At 58.1% G+C, this 16,585-nt stretch carries 10 protein-coding genes; 4 read left to right on the top strand and 6 right to left on the bottom strand.

The genetic code is table 11. From position 1 onward, the window contains the following. A complete protein-coding gene (locus AB4Y71_RS05190) occupies positions 1-588 on the bottom strand; it encodes a DUF5998 family protein (protein ID WP_013349355.1) in 588 nt (195 codons plus the stop codon). Between the two features lie 51 nt (positions 589-639). After that, positions 640-3,300, bottom strand: a complete 2,661-nt coding sequence (locus AB4Y71_RS05185) for a bifunctional acetate--CoA ligase family protein/GNAT family N-acetyltransferase (protein WP_441718420.1) — start codon at positions 3,298-3,300, stop codon at positions 640-642. Between the two features lie 98 nt (positions 3,301-3,398). Here AB4Y71_RS05185 and AB4Y71_RS05180 point away from each other — a divergent pair, with 98 nt between their 5' ends. Further along, positions 3,399-6,032 carry a DNA gyrase/topoisomerase IV subunit A gene (locus AB4Y71_RS05180; protein WP_441718417.1) on the top strand — a complete coding sequence of 878 codons (2,634 nt, stop codon included), beginning with the start codon at positions 3,399-3,401 and terminating at the stop codon, positions 6,030-6,032. A gap of 69 nt (positions 6,033-6,101) precedes the next feature. Here AB4Y71_RS05180 and cydC read toward each other — a convergent pair whose 3' ends face one another. Genes cydC through AB4Y71_RS05165 form a run of 3 tightly spaced genes read right to left on the bottom strand, consistent with a single transcriptional unit; the run spans position 6,102 to position 12,095 of the window. After that, positions 6,102-9,425, bottom strand: coding sequence for a thiol reductant ABC exporter subunit CydC (gene cydC / locus AB4Y71_RS05175; RefSeq protein WP_441718414.1), 3,324 nt, complete (start codon positions 9,423-9,425; stop codon positions 6,102-6,104). 26 nt (positions 9,426-9,451) lie between these two features. Continuing rightward, positions 9,452-10,477, bottom strand: a complete 1,026-nt coding sequence (cydB, locus tag AB4Y71_RS05170; protein ID WP_441718412.1) for a cytochrome d ubiquinol oxidase subunit II — start codon at positions 10,475-10,477, stop codon at positions 9,452-9,454. A gap of 25 nt (positions 10,478-10,502) precedes the next feature. Next, positions 10,503-12,095 carry a cytochrome ubiquinol oxidase subunit I gene (locus AB4Y71_RS05165; protein WP_441718409.1) on the bottom strand — a complete coding sequence of 531 codons (1,593 nt, stop codon included), beginning with the start codon at positions 12,093-12,095 and terminating at the stop codon, positions 10,503-10,505. Positions 12,096-12,491: 396 nt separating this feature from the next. Between AB4Y71_RS05165 and AB4Y71_RS05160 the strand changes: the two genes are divergently transcribed. Both AB4Y71_RS05160 and AB4Y71_RS05155 read left to right on the top strand, forming a co-directional pair. Next, entirely contained in the window at positions 12,492-12,863 is a 372-nt protein-coding gene (locus tag AB4Y71_RS05160) for a BlaI/MecI/CopY family transcriptional regulator (RefSeq protein ID WP_066144398.1), read from the top strand. A 23-nt stretch (positions 12,864-12,886) separates the two neighbouring features. Continuing rightward, positions 12,887-13,849 (top strand): M56 family metallopeptidase, encoded by a 963-nt coding sequence (locus AB4Y71_RS05155; protein WP_441718406.1) that lies wholly within the window; start codon positions 12,887-12,889, stop codon positions 13,847-13,849. 70 nt (positions 13,850-13,919) lie between these two features. On the opposite strand, the gene AB4Y71_RS05150 is transcribed toward AB4Y71_RS05155, so the two are convergent. After that, a complete protein-coding gene (locus AB4Y71_RS05150; protein WP_134779912.1) occupies positions 13,920-16,028 on the bottom strand; it encodes a DNA gyrase/topoisomerase IV subunit B in 2,109 nt (702 codons plus the stop codon). Between the two features lie 221 nt (positions 16,029-16,249). Between AB4Y71_RS05150 and AB4Y71_RS05145 the strand changes: the two genes are divergently transcribed. After that, positions 16,250-16,474, top strand: a complete 225-nt coding sequence (locus tag AB4Y71_RS05145) for a DUF7455 domain-containing protein (protein WP_013349364.1) — start codon at positions 16,250-16,252, stop codon at positions 16,472-16,474. Positions 16,475-16,585 lie beyond the last annotated feature (111 nt).

Genomic DNA, 16,585 nt, shown 5'->3' with positions numbered 1-16,585 from the left:
CTAGGCGATCGTTGCCAGGCGCAGGCGGACAGCGAATTCGCGGGCTTTGTCCACGGCCTGCTGGCCATCGGCCTCGGCGCTAACCCGGATGACCAAGTCTTCCGGCTGCGAGGTGCCGTTAAGCCCATGGTCTGCATCGCACTGCGGGTCACCGCAGGCTGCTGGGGCCAGGTCGATGCGCTTGGTTCCATTCCACGACATGCCAAAGGTCAATTCCTTGACGGGGTCGGCAGCCGAGTAATGCTGCGGCTGGTGGTAAACGTAACTCGTGGCAACGGAGGCGATGCGGGCCAAGGAAATCATTTCGACAGAGACCTGCGCCATGACATCCTTGCCGTGGTCATCCAGCTGCTGGTCATCAACATGCACGATGAATAACACTTTTTCGCTCATCACCATGACGGTGATGTGGCGGTGCACTTCGGTATGGTCGAAGTGAGTTTCCAAATGTACATAGTGGTCAAGCACTGGTTGACCCATCATGGCTTCAGCCAGCACGTCTTGGACCATCTGCGGATAAAAACCCGCACGGACCAAATCATGCTGAAGTTCAGCGCCAGGAGTGGTCGAATACGTTCGAGAGCTCATAGCTCAATTCTACTCAGTCCCCACAGGCAATTCACGTTTCAACGATTTAGGTCAGTTGCGCAAGGCCCGTCGCACGCTATCGGTACGCTGCTCGGCGTTGCTGATCTGAATGTTCACGGCCAGTACGCTCAATGAGTTTGCGGCAACGGTGATTGGCGCAAATTTAGCAACCGTCACTTCAGGGTGGTTGTCCTTCAAAAGTGAAACGCGAGTGATGAAGTCCTTCAGCCCTTCCAAATCCACTGCGGGCAATCCCTGATATCCGAAGAGCCGCACGCTGCTGCGCGGACGGCGGATAAGCTGTTCCAGATCGTGGGTCGAGAACGGTGCCACTCCGTGGGCCCAGTCATCGAGCAGATTCACCGGGTCGCCACTGAGCCCGAAGGAAATTACCGGTCCAAGCAATGGATCTTCGACTGCTTTGACTACGCAGGCCTGGCCTGCCGGGGCCATGCTTTGGACTTCAAGGGAATCCACCCCATAGGCAGCCATCAACGACTTCATGTGAGTGAAGTTCGCTTCCAAACTCTTCTTATCGGGGATGCTCAAACGCACCCCGCCCAAATCCAGTCGCTGACGCAGGTCAGGGTCATTGGCTTTCAGTGCGACGGGCCAGCCAAATTCTTCGGCTGCGGCAACGGCCTCTTGCGCGGTGTGCACCACTCGATGGGCGAGGAACTTGATTCCGTAGAACTCCAGCAGTTTCTCTACCTGTGCATCGTTTAGTTCCAGCAGGTTCGTCCCTGAGATGCTCTGCACCAATTCGTCCAGGTATTGGGCAGCACCTTCAACGTCGATTCCTTCTGGATCCTTCATCGGATCATAAGGAACATCAACCCATTGCTGGTAGCCATAGGCCTTGGCCAAAGCGCCGATGGCGGTAGTTGGCGAGGTATACAGCGGCACTCCCTGCTTCAAGCCACCAGAGATCTTGGTATCTGCCAGCCCTGGCACCAGAGCCACCACAGGTTTTGGTTGATCGCTGAATTCTTTGGCGACCTTCAAAACTGCGGAGGTATCCAGCTCGTCGTATGGCAGGTGCGCCAGCAGGATGCTGTGAATCTCTGGGTTTTCCACCAGTTCCTTGAGCCGGGCGCGCAACAGCGGAATCGCTTTGGACTGGCCCATGCTGTAGTCCAGCTCTTCGGTTTGAACAATTGTGTTCAGGCTGCGGTCCTCAGCTACGTCGCAGACCACCTCGGCGATCGTTGAGGAGTTGGACAGGACCGCAACGTTTGGCCCCTTGGGCGGCTGGAAAACTGAGAGCAGCGAGGTGACATCCAGCAGTTCTTCCGATGACCTCACCCGTATCACTCCGGACTGGCGCAGGATTGCGTTCATGGCCCCTGGTGCTGCTTGGCCCACCCGCACCGAGTGGCCCGGTGGCAGGCGGCGGCCCATCACATCGGTTTTCGCCACAATCACTGGCTTGCTGCGGGCAAGACGCCGCGCGATCCGCGCAAACTTACGTGGGTTACCAAAAGATTCCAGGTACAACGCGACCACGTGGGTCCGAGGATCATCTTCGAAGAATTGCATGGCGTCGTTGCCGGAAACATCAGCACGCAGACCTGCGGAGATCGCGCTGCTCGTGCCAACGCCCTGTTGCAGCGCAACGCCCTGGATCACGGTTCCCATGGCTGCCGACTGGGTGAAGAAGCCGACGTTGCCGGCCTTTGGAATATGCTGGCTGCCGGTGGCATGCAGCTTAACTTGAGGGTCGGTATTTATCAGCCCAGCAGATCCTGGGCCCACCACGCGCATGCCGTTGGCACGGGCCAGCGAGACCAGCTCGCGCTGAGCGCTCAAGCCTTCTGAAGTTTCATAGCCGCTGGTCATGACCACCAGCGATTTCACTCCGTGGGCTGCGCAGTCCTTGATGGCGTCGTTGACCCTGTCCCGTGGAATGCACAGGAAAGCAACATCCACCGGGCCAGGAATTTCGGTGACCTTGCCGTAGGCCACCATCCCGCCAACTTCCAAGGCAGCATCGTTGACCGCATAGACGGCTCCGGTGTAGCCGGCTTCAATAATCTGTTCCAGCACATCGTGCCCCAGCTTGCCCCAGGTGCGGCTGGCACCAATAACGGCAACTGACTGCGGAGCTAGCAGGCCGGCAACGCTGCTGGCTTCGGCGCGATGTTCGCGCGCCTCGGTAACTTCCCGGGACTTCTCTGTCGGACTGATGGAAAATTCGAGCATGACCACGCCATCTTCAAAGTGGCGCGCCACCGCGTATCCAGCATCGGAGAAAACGGTGAGCATCTTCCGGTTCTCCGGCAAGACCTCGGCCGAGAACTTTTCAATGTCGTTTTCGCGGGCTGCCGCGGCCAGGTGCTCCAAGAGGATCGAACCGATACCGGTCCCCTGGTATTCGTCAGACACGTTGAAGGCGACCTCGGCCTCGAGCGGGTCATCCAAGCGGTCATAACGGCCCACGCCGATGATTTTAGAGCCGCGAACCACGGTGAAGGCGACACGATTCACATGGTCGACATTGGTGAACCGATCCAGTTCTTTAGGGGTCAGCGACGACTTGTACGTAAAATAGCGTAAGTAGACTGAGGTCTCAGATTGATGCTTATGCATCTCCTGAAGCGCGTGTGCATCCTGCGGCGTAATTGGCCGCAAGTGCGCCGTAGTCCCGTCGCGAAGCACAACATCTGCTTCCCAATGCGCCGGATATGCCGCCGAAAGTTTACGATCCACCATAGGCTTAGGATAGTCGGCACTTTGCTGTTGCGCCCAGACGCAACACGAAGAATCGACAATTCTGGCCCTAAGACAGTAAATGAAGGACGAACAGAGTAATGGCTCGTAAGAAGTCTGAAGAGATTCCAGAGGATTTCGTTGAAAATATCGTCGATATCGACGTGACCAATGAAATGGAATCCTCCTTCTTGGAGTACGCCTACTCCGTTATTTATTCTCGTGCGCTGCCCGATGCGCGCGACGGCTTGAAGCCGGTACAGCGACGCATCCTGTTCCAGATGGCACAGATGGGACTGCGCCCAGAAAAGGGCCACGTCAAGTCCGCCCGTGTGGTCGGCGAAGTCATGGGCAAGCTGCACCCCCACGGCGATACGGCTATCTATGACGCCATGGTCCGCTTGGCCCAGGACTTCTCCCTGCGCCTGCCGCTGATCGATGGCCACGGCAACTTCGGTTCCCTGGACGATGGCCCGGCAGCCCCGCGTTACACCGAGGCCCGATTGGCAGCATCTGCTGTTGCCATGACCGCGAACCTGGATGAAGACGTGGTGAACTTCGTCCCGAACTACGACAACCAGTTCATGCAACCAGAAGTGCTGCCCTCAGCCTTCCCGAACCTTCTGGTCAATGGCACGACCGGCATTGCCGTGGGCATGGCCACCAATATGGCTCCGCATAATTTGAGCGAAGTTGTCGCCGCGGCCCAGCACCTGCTCGTGGACCCAGAAGCCACCGTCGAAGAACTGATGAAGTTCATCCCGGGCCCGGACCTGCCTTCCGGTGGCAGCGTTACCGGCTTGGACGGAATCAAGGATGCCTACCGCACCGGTCGCGGATTGTTCCGCACGCGCGCTACCGTGGTTTTGGAAAAGATCTCGGCACGCAAGTCGGGCTTGGTTGTCACCGAGCTTCCCTACGGCGTGGGCCCCGAAAAGGTCATCGAAAAGATCAAGGACGGCGTCAATAACAAGAAGATCTCCGGGATCTCCGATGTCGTTGACCTTACCGACCGCCATCACGGCTTGAAGTTGGTTATCGAACTGAAGAACGGGTTCAATCCGAACGCGGTTCTTGCCAGCCTGTACAAGTACACTCCGATGGAAGATTCCTTCGGCATCAACAACGTCGCACTGGTCAACGGCCAGCCACGCACCATGGGTCTGCGCGAGCTGCTCACCGTATATGTTGACCACCGTCTGGATGTCGTACGCCGACGCACCACGCACCGCCTGGCCAAGCGCGAAGATCGCTTGCACCTGGTTGAGGGCCTGCTCATCGCCATCGTTGATATTGATGATGTCATTGCCATCATCCGTTCCTCGGAGCAGACCGCTGAAGCTCGCGAACGCCTGATGACGGTCTTCGACCTCAGCGAACCCCAGGCCAGCCACATTCTGGAACTGCGCCTGCGCCAGCTGACCAAGTACTCCAAGCTGGAATTGGAAACCGAAGCCGAACAGCTGCGCAAGGAAATTGAAGAGCTGCGCGCTATTTTGGAATCCGATCAGCTGCTGCGCAATCTGGTTTCCGATGAGTTGGGCCAGATGGCCGAAACCTTCGGCACCCCGCGCCGCACCAAGTTGCTGAAGTCTGCACAGCTGGCACCGCTGAAGGGCACTGCACTGCCTGAAGAAGTTGGAACCGGCAAAAAGGCCAAGCTGGCCATGGAAGTTTCTGACACCCCATGCTGGGTACTGCTTTCGGCGACAGGCCAGATCGCTCGCACCCAGGACCGAACGGATTTGGACCACTCGGCGGCACGTATCAAGCACGATGTGCTCACCTCGCAGGTTGCTTCCAGCGCCCGCGGTGAAATTGGTGCACTGACTACCACCGGCCGGATTGTGCGCATCTCGCTCATTGATGTTCCGGTGCTTCCCGAGTCGCACGGTTTCCCGCAGCTGGCTCATGGCGTGCCCATCGCTGAGTTCCTCAAGTTGGGAAAGGGCGAAACCGTGGCGGCTTTGGTTCCGCTGAATCAGGTCGTCGCCATTGGCACCAAGAACGGTGTCGTCAAGCGCGTCACCCCGGATTACCCATTGAACCGTGATGAGTTCGAAGCCATCACGCTCAAGGACAAGGACGTAGTGGTCGCCGCGGCACCTGCCCAGGATGCCGATGAGCTGGTATTCATTACCAAGCACGCTCAGCTGCTGCGGTTCAGCGCTTCGGTGGTACGCGCCCAGGGCCGCACCGGACAGGGCATGAACGGCATCAAGCTCGGCGCCGATGACCAGGTCATCTTCTTCGGTGTAGTTCCTGGTGGCTCCGAGCAGGCAGTGGTAGCCACGATTGCCGCCGGTTCCCAGACTCTGCCGGGCACTTCGGGGCAGTCGGTGAAGCTTACTGACTTCTCTGAGTTCCCTGTCAAGGGACGAGCTACCGCCGGTGTGCGTGCGCATCGCTTCGTCAAGGGTGAAGATCATCTGCAGCTCGGCTATGCCGGCCAGGGGCCGGCGCGAGCCAGCTCCGCAGCTGGTGTTGTGCGTGCGCTGCCTACCGAATACGGCAAGCGTGATGGTTCTGGTGCCCCGTTGGCCCAGTCCATCAACATCATTGGAGGCACGGTCACCGGCGGCGTGGATTCCTCCGCAGCACCGGGTACCGAAGATGCTTCGGATCCTGTGGATCAGAACGGTTTTGCCCCGGAAGCAGGTGCGCCAAAGCCAGCGCGCATCATCACCCCAGGTGAAGATACCCTGCCTTTCGATGATGGCGGAGTCATCCTCTAACTCGATTGCGGCAAAATTTGATGTGGCGTCGTTGCAACCCGTTGTGCGGGTAGCAACGACGCCACAGTCTTAAGCATTGGTCTTAAGCTTCCGCGCGCCCAGATCAATGCGGTGAGCACACTGTCCGGCCAGGTTCTGATCGTGGGTGATCAGCACGACGGTACGGCCTGCCAGCGCTTGATGCAAGGTGGAGATCAGCTCGCCAGCTTCATCTTCGCCTAGGTGGGCTGTTGGTTCATCGAGCAAGATGATCTGGTGGCCGCCGAGTATGGCGCGGGCTACGGCAAGTTTGCACCGCTGTCCGCCAGAGAGCTGGTGTCCTCCGGAACCGATCCGGGACTCAAGGCCTGCAGGCTGTTGGGCGAACCATTTCGCCAGGCCGACTTGCTCCAAAACGCGGTGCAGTTCCGCGTCGGTGCACTGCTGCTCCTGGGCCACGGCCAGCATCAGGTTCCGCCTGATCGTCGAGTCGAAGAGGTGCGCTTCTTGCGGGCACCAGGCAACCGATGACAAGTCCGCCTGTTCCATCTCCACCAGGTTTCCATCCGCATCAATACCTCTTAGTGCACCGCCTTGTGCAGGCAAGGCACCGAGCAAGGCCGTGAGCAGCGTTGATTTGCCGGATCCCGACGGGCCGGTGATCGCGGTCCATTGGGATGCCGGGATGTGCGCACTCAACTCGGCCACGACCGTTGTTCCCTGTTCGTAGCCCAGGCTCAGCGAATCCAGCTCGAATCCGACAATCTTGGAACCTTGGTCCAGCGGATGCTCGCGTGTAGTTGGCAGATCCTGGCTTTGCATGCCGCGTTCGGCCAGTTTCGCCGATAGTTCCTTCAAGGCACGCCCTTGTTGCAGGGCCAGCAGCGCATTGCCGGCGCTCTCCCCCAAGGCCAGGGATAGGAGTACGGCGAGCGCGGTGAAGGATGCGCTGCTGTGCGAGAGCGCAGTGATCGCTATAGCCAGCAGCACGCTGATCAAGGTAGCCAGTGCGGTGGCGCTTCCCTGTCCCAGGGCATGCCGGCGAGCGCGCTGGGTATTGAGCGTTTCGGCTTCATGGAACTGGCCGATGACATTTTCCAACCGCTGGTTACTGCGCAATGCCAACTTATGCCGCAGGATTCCTAGGGCGCTTTGGTTCATCTGCATGCGGTGGCGCAGCTGGTGCACGAGGTGCTCGCCTTCAATACGCTGCACGAGCCAACGCACGGGGAAGGCCAGCACAAGGGCCGCCGCCATGGCCAAGTATCCGAATTCTGGCTGGATGAAGTACAAGGTCACTGCTGCTGCTACCCACACCACGATGCCTTGCAGGGGTGGAAAGAGCACGCGGGCCAACAGGTCGCGCAGTTCATCTACTTCAGCAAGCAAGTACCGCAGGATTACCGAGGAGCGGCTTAGCAGGCCCCAGCGCGCAGGGTTGGAAACCATCGCGTTCCACATCTTCTCGCGCAGGTCTGTAGCGTAAGCGAGCACCGCGTCGTGGATCGCTAGTTGTTCTAGATAGCGGAAAACGGCTCGTCCGATGCCCAGGGTACGGACCATGACGAAGGCTACGGTCAGGTGCAAGATGGCCGGCTGGTAGCTGGATTCCACGATCAGCCAGCCACTGAGAGCCGCCAGCGCCACAGCACACAGCACGCTGGTACTTCCCCAGAGCAGGGCCTTGGGTGAAGCCTTGTATCCTACGAGCAGTTCGCGCAGCGGGTTGAACTTCTCACTTCGCGGAGCTTTTACCCCTGCAGCAACGGCTTCTGGCTCTTGTAGTTCCCCAACTGCCTGGTGGGCGGACAAACCGTTGTTCACCTCGAGCGGGGTTGTGCGCGTGTGATGGCCTTGGCTGATGGCAGGGTCGTGGCTGGCAATCAGCAGTGCGCAGCGGGATGGAAGCTCTTCGAGCAGTTCACGTACTTGCTGGGCGTTGCGCTCATCGAGGTGCGCGGTTGGCTCGTCGGCAAGCAGCAAGGTGCAGCGGGCGTCGCTGTGAATCCTCAGCAGTGCACGCATCACCTCCAAGCGTCGCAGTTCCCCTGGAGAGTATTCTCCGATTGGCCGGTTGAGCATTGGCTCCATTCCAAGCCGGGCGCTGAGCTGCTGGCGCAGTTCTGCCGGGGCCGCCGGGGCGTCCTGGTCTAATTGCAACCAGCCGGTGGCGGCGTTGAATTGCGGATGCTGGCTGATGGTGGCCAGTTGGTTGGCAACGAAGATGCGCCCGCTGGCCAGTTCCGGATTGAAGCTGTTGTCACTGCTGTGGGCTTCGGCGATCAAGGTGAGCAGCGTGCTCTTGCCTGTGCCGCTGGGAGTGGAGAGCACTCGGTGTTCGCCAGCCGCGAGCGTGAGGTTGACGGTTTGGTGAATGGGGTTCAGTCCGTCGTAGCTGAACTGCAGGTCGGAGATTTCGAGGATGTTTTGCGGGTTTGTGGCGGTAGTGCTGAGCAGCTGGCGGCCCGGTGTGCCGGTGGTGATGGCCGTGTACTTTTGGTAGGCAGCCAGTCCGTCATCGGCCGCGTGATAGGCCGAACCTACTTCGCGCAGTGCTGAGAAGAGCTCAGGAGCCAAGATCAAGATGGTCAGCCCGGCGGCCAGATCCATATTTCCGCCCACCAGGCGCACACCGATCATTACCGCGAGGACAGCTACGGCGAGGGTGGCAATCAGTTCCAGCCAGAAGCTGGACATGAATACGGTTTTCAGGTTGGCCATGGTGGCTTGGCGGTATTTATTGCTCACTGCGGCGATCGCGTTGCCGTGGGCCCGTGCTCGTCCCAACCCCAACAGTGCCGGAAGGCCTTGGGCCAGTTCGTAGAGCTGGTGGGCCAGCTGGTCCAAGGTGGCCTGGGATTCGTTCAAGGTGTCTTGGGTGTGCATCCCAATCAGGGCCATGAACACCGGGATCAATGGAATGGTCAGCAGCAGGACTACCGCGCTGATCCAGTCCAGTTGGAGTATGTAGAGCCCGATCAGGACAGGCACGGCCAGTGCACCGATGAGCGCAGGAACGAATTTGGTGAAGTAATCATCGAGCTTTTCCAGGCCGTGGCTGGCTAGGGTCGCGATGACCGGGATGGACTGCTGCTTGGCGGCAGGCGCGATAGTTGGTTGGGTTGCCTGGTTTCGCACGAGATTCAGGCGCAGCCGTTCCTTGGCGCCTAGACCCATGCGACGGGCTCCAGCGTTCAATCCCCATGCGCTCAGGGCTCGAAGGACCGCTCCGATCACTGCCAGCCCCAGCAGTTGCCGGTCATTCCCGCCCGCGGTTGCCATAGTGGCGATCCATAGTCCCAAGGCGTAGGCGACCATGATCAGCCCCACGACTTTCAACGCGCTGAACGCGGCCAGGACAATGAATTGCCTCGACGTGATTAGTTCACTGGGAAGAAAGCGTGGGGCTGGCATAGCTACTCTTTCGGTTGAAATGGCAGTTACTTGATAATCGAGACCACGCGGTGGGTCTCGGGGATGTGCTCTTCACGCAAGCGCTTGCGGAAGACCCAGTAGCTCCAGGATTGGTAGGCCAAGACCAGCGGAACACCGAAGGCTGCAACGATGCTCATCAGCTTCAAGGTGTAGCTGCTGCTCGACGCATTGGCCACGGTCAGGTCGAAGGCCGGGTCGATGCTTGAGGGCAGTACGACGGGGTAGGCGGCGGTGAAGATGGCGGCGACGCCGGCCAGCAAGGTGATGCCCAAGGCGATGAAGGAGATTCCTTCGCGTCCGGCACGACCGGTCATCATGGAAACGAGCAGGCTGATGACCGCTACCCCCATCACTGCCCAGGCAATCGCGGAATCGTTGTCCAGCAGGACCAGCAGCGCCCATGCAACCAACGGCAGGATTGCTGGCGGCAGCCAGCGGCCAACCAGCTTTCCTGCTTGGTGGCGGACCTTTCCATCGGTTTTCAGCCGGAGGAAAGCCAAGGCGTGGATCCAGCAGAATGCAACCACTGCTGTGCCGCCGAGGATCGCTTGCCAGTTAAGCCACGCGAAAGGCCCGCCGATGCGGTCTCCATTTTCATTCAGCGGCAAGCCCAAGGTGGTTAGCGCCAGCATCGCGCCCACGCCGAAGGCAGCCACCAAGGAGCCCAGTCCCAAGGCCAGATCCCAGGCTTTCCGGGTTGGCGCGGTGATGGCTTTTCCGCGGTATTCGATCGCGACGGCTCGGAAAATCAGTGCCACGAGCACTATGGTCAGTGGAATGTACAGGGCTGAGAACAGCGACGCGTACCAATGTGGGAACGCGGCGAAGGTCGCTCCGCCGGCGGTGAGCAGCCAGACCTCATTGCCGTCCCAGACCGGGCCGATGGTGTTCAGCAGCAGTCGCTTGCGTTTCTCGGTGGAACCGCCAAGTCCGATGAGCATGCCAACTCCAAGGTCAAAGCCTTCGAGGAACAGGTAACCGCACCAGAGCACCGCAATCACGATGAACCAGAGTGTAGGAAGCCAATCCATTGATATTTCTCCTTAATCCGTATCGCTAGTAGGCGAAAGCCAGCACGTCGTCATCATCAGATGGGTCCTTGGGACCGTTTGCATGCTCATGCTCCGCTTCAAGCTCTGGCATGGCTGATGCAACACCACCACGGATGTAGCGGGCGAGCAGTACCAGCTCGACGACCAGCAGTACGCCGTAGATGGCGGTGAGTGTGATCAGCGAGAACAACAGTTCTCCTGCGGTGACAGTCGGTGAGACTGATGCTGCGGTATACATGAACACCTGGTCCACGCCGCCCATCTGCGGATTGGGGACAACGGTGAACGGTTGCCGGCCCATTTCGGTGAAGATCCAGCCGGTGGCATTCGCACCGAACGGCGCCGCAATGCTCAGCAGCGCAATGCGTGAGAGCCACTTGCTGTGCGGGACGGTCCCCTTGCGGGTTACCCATAGCGCGATGCCAGCGGCTAGGGCTGAGAGCCCGCCGAAGGTGATCATCATGCGGAAGCCCCAATAGGTTACTTCCATCACCGGCAGGTAGTTGATTTCTTGGCCGGCGTACTGGCCAAATGCTTCATCGTTCGGGTAGTACTTTCCGTATTTTTCTTGGTACTCCGGAATCAGGGTGTTCACGCCCTTGATCTCCGTGGTGAAATCTCCGTTGGCCAGGTAGGAGAGGATGCCGGGGATTTCAAAGACCGCTACGACGTTGTCGCAGTTGGTAGCTCCGTGTGCCGTGATGTCCCCCAAGGACAACACCGAGAACCCGGTTCCGTCGTGGCAGGCAGCTTCTGCTGCAGCCATTTTCATCGGCTGTTGCGCGAACATGAGCTTGGCCTGCTCGTGGCCACTCAGGGCGACTCCGAGGAACGCGACCATGGCGACTGCTGCGCCAATGCGCAGGGATTTGATCCAGACTTGGTAGTCCACCTTGTCGCGGCTCTTGCCTCTGCTCAAGTCTTCGCCCACGACAACACGTCCGTTGGCGTCGACGGTGTCGATGCCTTCACTGCGGCGGCGATAGAGGTGGAACCAGGAGATGCCCAGCAGGAATCCTCCGGCTACTGCGAAAGCGCCGAAGATGGTGTGAGGGAAGGTCACCAGTGCGGTGTTGTTGGTGAATACCGCCCAAGCGTCGGTCATCACTGCGCGGCCGTCGACGATTTTTGTGCCGACTGGGTGCTGCATCCATGAGTTGGCAACCAAGATGAAGTAGGCCGAAAGGATGGTGGCCAAAGAAGCGCACCAGATGGTTGCCAGGTGGATGCGCTTAGGTAGTTTCTTCCAGCCAAAAATCCACAGTCCCAGGAAGGTGGATTCTACGAAGAACGCCAGCAGCGCTTCCATGGCCAGTGGGGCGCCGAAGACGTCTCCTACATAGCGGCTGTATTCGCTCCAGGCCATGCCGAATTGGAATTCTTGGACGATGCCCGTGGCTACGCCCATGATGAAGTTAATGAGAAAAAGCTTGCCCCAGAATTTTGTCATCCGCAGCCAGTGCTCGTTGCCGGTGCGATGCCACATGGTTTGTAGCGTGGCCACTGTCAGGCCAAGTCCAATGGTCAGGGGCACCATCAGGAAGTGGTAGACCGTCGTAATGCCGAATTGCCAACGGGCAATCTCTAAAGCATCCATGGATTCCTCAACTATCGTGGAATGGAAGTTCGATCGCATTTCTACGTTTCGTAGAAATGAGTTCCATTGCCACCATAGATGATTTCGACAGCATGTAGAAATTGAAGATGAGCGTGGTTCATCGCTGGCAAAATTCCGATTAGGCACGCGCGAGAGAGAATCCTAAGCCTATTTACAGGGTCGTGTCTACGGTTCTTAAAAAACCCAAGTCAACTAGATTAGCTTCACAGATCTCAAATTCAACGCCCGTTTAGATAAAGCATGTACTCACCCATCTGTTTTACATGCCGTAGAAATATTTTTGAAAGATAGCTACACTTAAGAACCCAAGCAGTATGTTTGCACTCAGCGAGTCAAACAACAGCGTCAAAACTAATGCAAGTGAGGTACGACCTAGTGGCCAGCCTTGGCGATCTGGAACGCTCCGTCATGGATCTTCTGTGGGATTCCGCAGAACCACTCACCGCGAATGACCTTCGTGATGACTTGGCGGCGCTTGGCACCGATGCGAAAGAACTCGCAGTAACTACGGTGCTGACTGTGTTAGCCCGTCTCGAAAAGAAGGGCCTGGTAGAGCGCGAGCGCACTACGCGCCCTCACCGATACGCGGCTTCATCCTCCCGTGAGGATCACACCGTGGGCCTGCTCAACGATGCACTGGGTACCGCCCAGGATCGCGAAGCAGTCCTGGCACGATTCATCGGTGGCATTTCACCGGACGAAGCAGCATCTCTCCGTGCTATCTTGGACTCTGTAAAGTCCGCATAATTTAGATGAACTTCGGGGACTGAGTGCTTCTCACCTCATATTTCCTAGCGGCGTTGGCTATCGCATTGGCGTGGCCGACGCCGTTGGCTTTATCCAAGGCCAAATGGACCGCGCGTGCACCTGTACAAGCGGTACTCCTCTGGCAAGCCATCGCATTAGGCGGTGGCCTGTCAATGATCGGTTCGATGCTCGTCTGGGGCTTGGCTCCCCTAGGCGATGACCTCATCTCCGCACTGCATGGCGGCTGGCTCTTGTTAACCGGGGCCCCAGATGTTCCGTATCCCGGGGTGGTGCACCTGTTCGCTTTGAGCACTGCACTGCTGTTCGGATTCCATCTGGTCTCGACCCTGATCCTTGCTGCGTGGCGTACCTCCCGCCAACGCGCCAAACACCGGCAGCTGCTTCGCCTGTTGAGCAACCCCTCAGAAACCCGTCCGAACACTCTGGTGATCGATCACGACATGCCGGTAGCGTACTGCGTGCCTGGCATCTCGCAGTCGGTGACCGTATTATCACGCGGACTGCTCACCAAGCTTTCAGACCAAGAACAACAGGCAGTTATTGCCCATGAGCGTTCTCATTTGGAGCAACGCCATGACCTGCTGATCTTGGCATTCACTGCGTGGAATGAAGCTCTGCCTTGGCTGCCCACCTCTCGGCTCGCCCTGGATGCGGTGCGGCAACTGATTGAAATGCTGGCTGATGACAAAGCACTGGAGAACGTCACCAAGCACACGCTGCTCAAAGCTATCGTCACTGTCGCGACCGCTGCGGCTACCGATGATTCATCATCCAAGAATCATTCCTCCAACGCGGGCCTCGTTGGCATGCCAGATGGTGAAGTCTCTTCCCGCCGGCTCCAACGCCTACTCTCCCCGCAAGAACCCCTGGGACGCCCTCAAAGGGTCGTAGTCCTGTTGAGCACCATCATGCTGCTGATCTGCCCCACGGTCTTGCTCATTGCGCCCCGGCTGCTAGCTTGGTGAGTCCGGCTTAACGCAAAGAGTGAAGTCCATGAACCTGCTCAGGTTCATGGACTTCACTGTTTAACTACTCTTAGACGTCGATGCGATCGCGTTCAAGATCATCGGCCCCGTCGATGATGAACTTCTTACGTGGGGCAACATCCGATCCCATGAGCAGATCGAATACTTCCTCGGCAGCTTGAGCATGCTCGATGCCAACTCGCCTGAGCATGCGATGGCGCGGATCCATCGTGGTTTCAGCCAGCTGGTCTGCGTCCATTTCACCCAGGCCCTTGTAACGCTGGATCGGCTCCTTGTAGCGTCGCCCTTCCTTCTCCAAGGTGGCCAGCAACTTGGTCATCTCCGCCTCAGAATAGGTGTAAATCACCTCGTTCTGCTTGGAGCCTGCGTTAATCACCTCAATTCGGTGCAACGGAGGAACTGCGGCATAAACGCGACCGTGCTCAATCATTGGACGCATGTAGCGGTAGAACAACGTCAGCAGCAGAGTACGGATATGCGCACCATCCACGTCAGCATCGGTCATTAAAATGATCTTGCCATAACGCGCTTGCTCGATATCGAAACTGCGACCCGAACCTGCACCAATGACCTGGATCATCGCAGCGCACTCTGCATTCGAGAGCATGTCGGAGATCGAGGCCTTCTGCACATTCAGGATCTTGCCGCGGATCGGCAGTAGCGCCTGGTGCTCGCTTGAGCGCGCCAGACGGGCAGTTCCCAATGCACTGTCGCCCTCGACGATGAACAATTCGGACTTTCCAACCTCTTTGCTACGGCAATCAAGCAATTTGGTTGGCAAGGAGGAAGATTCCAAGGCGGTCTTGCGGCGCTGGGTTTCCTTATGCATGCGAGCCGAAACACGAGACTTCATCTCGTTGACGACTTTCTCCATCAGCGTCGAGGCTTCAGCCTTTTCGTTGCGCTTATTGGATCCCAGGCGCTCATTGAGGGCCTTCTCCAGTACCTTGGAGACAATTTGGCGAACCTGCGGGGTACCCAGAATTTCCTTGGTCTGGCCTTCGAATTGCGGCTCAGCCAGTCGGACCGTCAGCACAGCAGTCATGCCCGCTAGTACGTCGTCCTTCTCAAGCTTGTCTTTCTGGCCGAATTTGAGCTTGCGCGCATTTGCTTCGACGTTTTTGCGGAAGGATTTGAGCATCGCTTGCTCGAAGCCAGCCGTATGCGTACCACCCTTAGGAGTGGCGATGATATTGACGAAGCTGCGAAGCGAGGTCTCGTAGCCAATCCCCCAGCGCAAGGCGACATCGACTTCACACACACGCTGCACGTCTTCAATGTGGCTACGGCCGTTGCCGTCAATTACCGGAACCTTCTCATGGAAAGAACCACTGCCTTGGAAACGCCAGATATCGGTGACTGGCGAGTCGCTGCTCAGATAGTCAACGAATTCGCTGATGCCGCCATCATGCTGGAAGACTTCCTCATGCGGGCCTTCGGCACCCGGTGTATCTGGCAATCCTCGTTCATCGCGCAGGGTAATACGCAGCCCGGGAACCAAAAAAGAGGTTTGTCGGGCGCGGTCTTGCAAATCCGAATAGGAGAACTTTGCTTCCGGGGTGAAGATATGGTTATCCGCCCAGTAGCGAATACGCGTACCGGTCACTCCACGCTTGGCCTTACCGATGATTCCCGGAGGCGTCGCAGTCACGTGGGCCTTGAACGGCGCGTCAGCCTTCTTCCGTCCCTTGTCGGTGAACTTGCCTGGCTCGCCACGGCGGAACTGCAGGCCGTATGTTTTACCGCCACGGTCAACTTCGACATCCAGACGCGCAGACAGTGCGTTGACCACCGATGCACCAACACCGTGCAGACCACCAGAAGCACTGTAGGAGCCGCCTCCGAACTTGCCGCCGGCGTGCAACTTGGTGAAGACCACTTCCAGTCCGCTCAGCCCAGTCTTGGGTTCGACGTCAACTGGGATGCCACGTCCGTCGTCCTGGACCTCGACTGAACCATCCGAGTGCAAGATGACGTCGATCGCCTGCCCGAAACCGCCAAGCGCCTCATCAACGGAGTTATCGATAATTTCCCAGAGGCAGTGCATCAAGCCACGGGAGTCGGTGGAACCGATGTACATGCCTGGGCGCTTGCGAACCGCTTCCAAGCCTTCCAAGACCGAAAGGTGCCGGGCGCTGTAATTGTCGGATGAAGCCACTGAGCTGTTGTCTCCTACCTGGATGTCAATGAACGTCGTAGTTCTCATTCTAATCGTTAATGTGTTCGAATACCCGCCATTTTCCGGTGCCGCCAAGCATGTTCGGTTCATATGAGCTTATCCACATGCGCTACGCGGTCAGCGAAAGCAGAGGCAATTCGGGATAAAGTCAGAGCCCAAGCTGGTTGTATAGAGTAACCATCAACTTTAGGAGGCTGGCAATGACTACTACGACCGCTAGTCGTGAACTGAACGCCCTCGACCGGTGCGACCGCTGCGGCGCACAGGCCTACGTGCGAGCCGTGCTGGCTTCGACAGGCGGTGAGCTGCTCTTCTGCGCTCACCACGCCCGCGATGTAGAACCCAAACTGCGTCCGCAGACGTCGGTATGGCAAGATGAATCCTCGCGACTCTACGAAAAGCCAAAGGTGGACGTCAACGACTAAGCTCGTGACCAACCACTAATACCAGAAGGTGACCCAATGATCCTGGGTCACCTTCTTTTGGTTTTAACAGCATAAAAAAGTGTGGCCAGCGATTCGATTCACGAACCGCTG

It is taken from the genome of Glutamicibacter sp. MCAF14, assembly GCF_052114325.1.
Classification (GTDB): domain Bacteria; phylum Actinomycetota; class Actinomycetes; order Actinomycetales; family Micrococcaceae; genus Glutamicibacter; species Glutamicibacter arilaitensis.
The sequence above is the reverse complement of the archived record's forward strand: the minus strand, read 5'-3'. Positions and strand labels throughout refer to the sequence as shown.

Excerpts from the sequence above, each read along its gene's own strand:
- AB4Y71_RS05190 (WP_013349355.1), bottom strand. The coding sequence starts at position 588 with ATGAGCTCTCGAACGTATTCGACCACTCCTGGCGCTGAACTTCAGCAT.
- AB4Y71_RS05180 (WP_441718417.1), top strand. The coding sequence starts at position 3,399 with ATGGCTCGTAAGAAGTCTGAAGAGATTCCAGAGGATTTCGTTGAAAAT.
- AB4Y71_RS05185 (WP_441718420.1), bottom strand. The coding sequence starts at position 3,300 with ATGGTGGATCGTAAACTTTCGGCGGCATATCCGGCGCATTGGGAAGCA.
- cydC (WP_441718414.1), bottom strand. The coding sequence starts at position 9,425 with ATGCCAGCCCCACGCTTTCTTCCCAGTGAACTAATCACGTCGAGGCAA.
- AB4Y71_RS05165 (WP_441718409.1), bottom strand. The coding sequence starts at position 12,095 with ATGGATGCTTTAGAGATTGCCCGTTGGCAATTCGGCATTACGACGGTC.
- cydB (WP_441718412.1), bottom strand. The coding sequence starts at position 10,477 with ATGGATTGGCTTCCTACACTCTGGTTCATCGTGATTGCGGTGCTCTGG.
- AB4Y71_RS05145 (WP_013349364.1), top strand. The coding sequence starts at position 16,250 with ATGACTACTACGACCGCTAGTCGTGAACTGAACGCCCTCGACCGGTGC.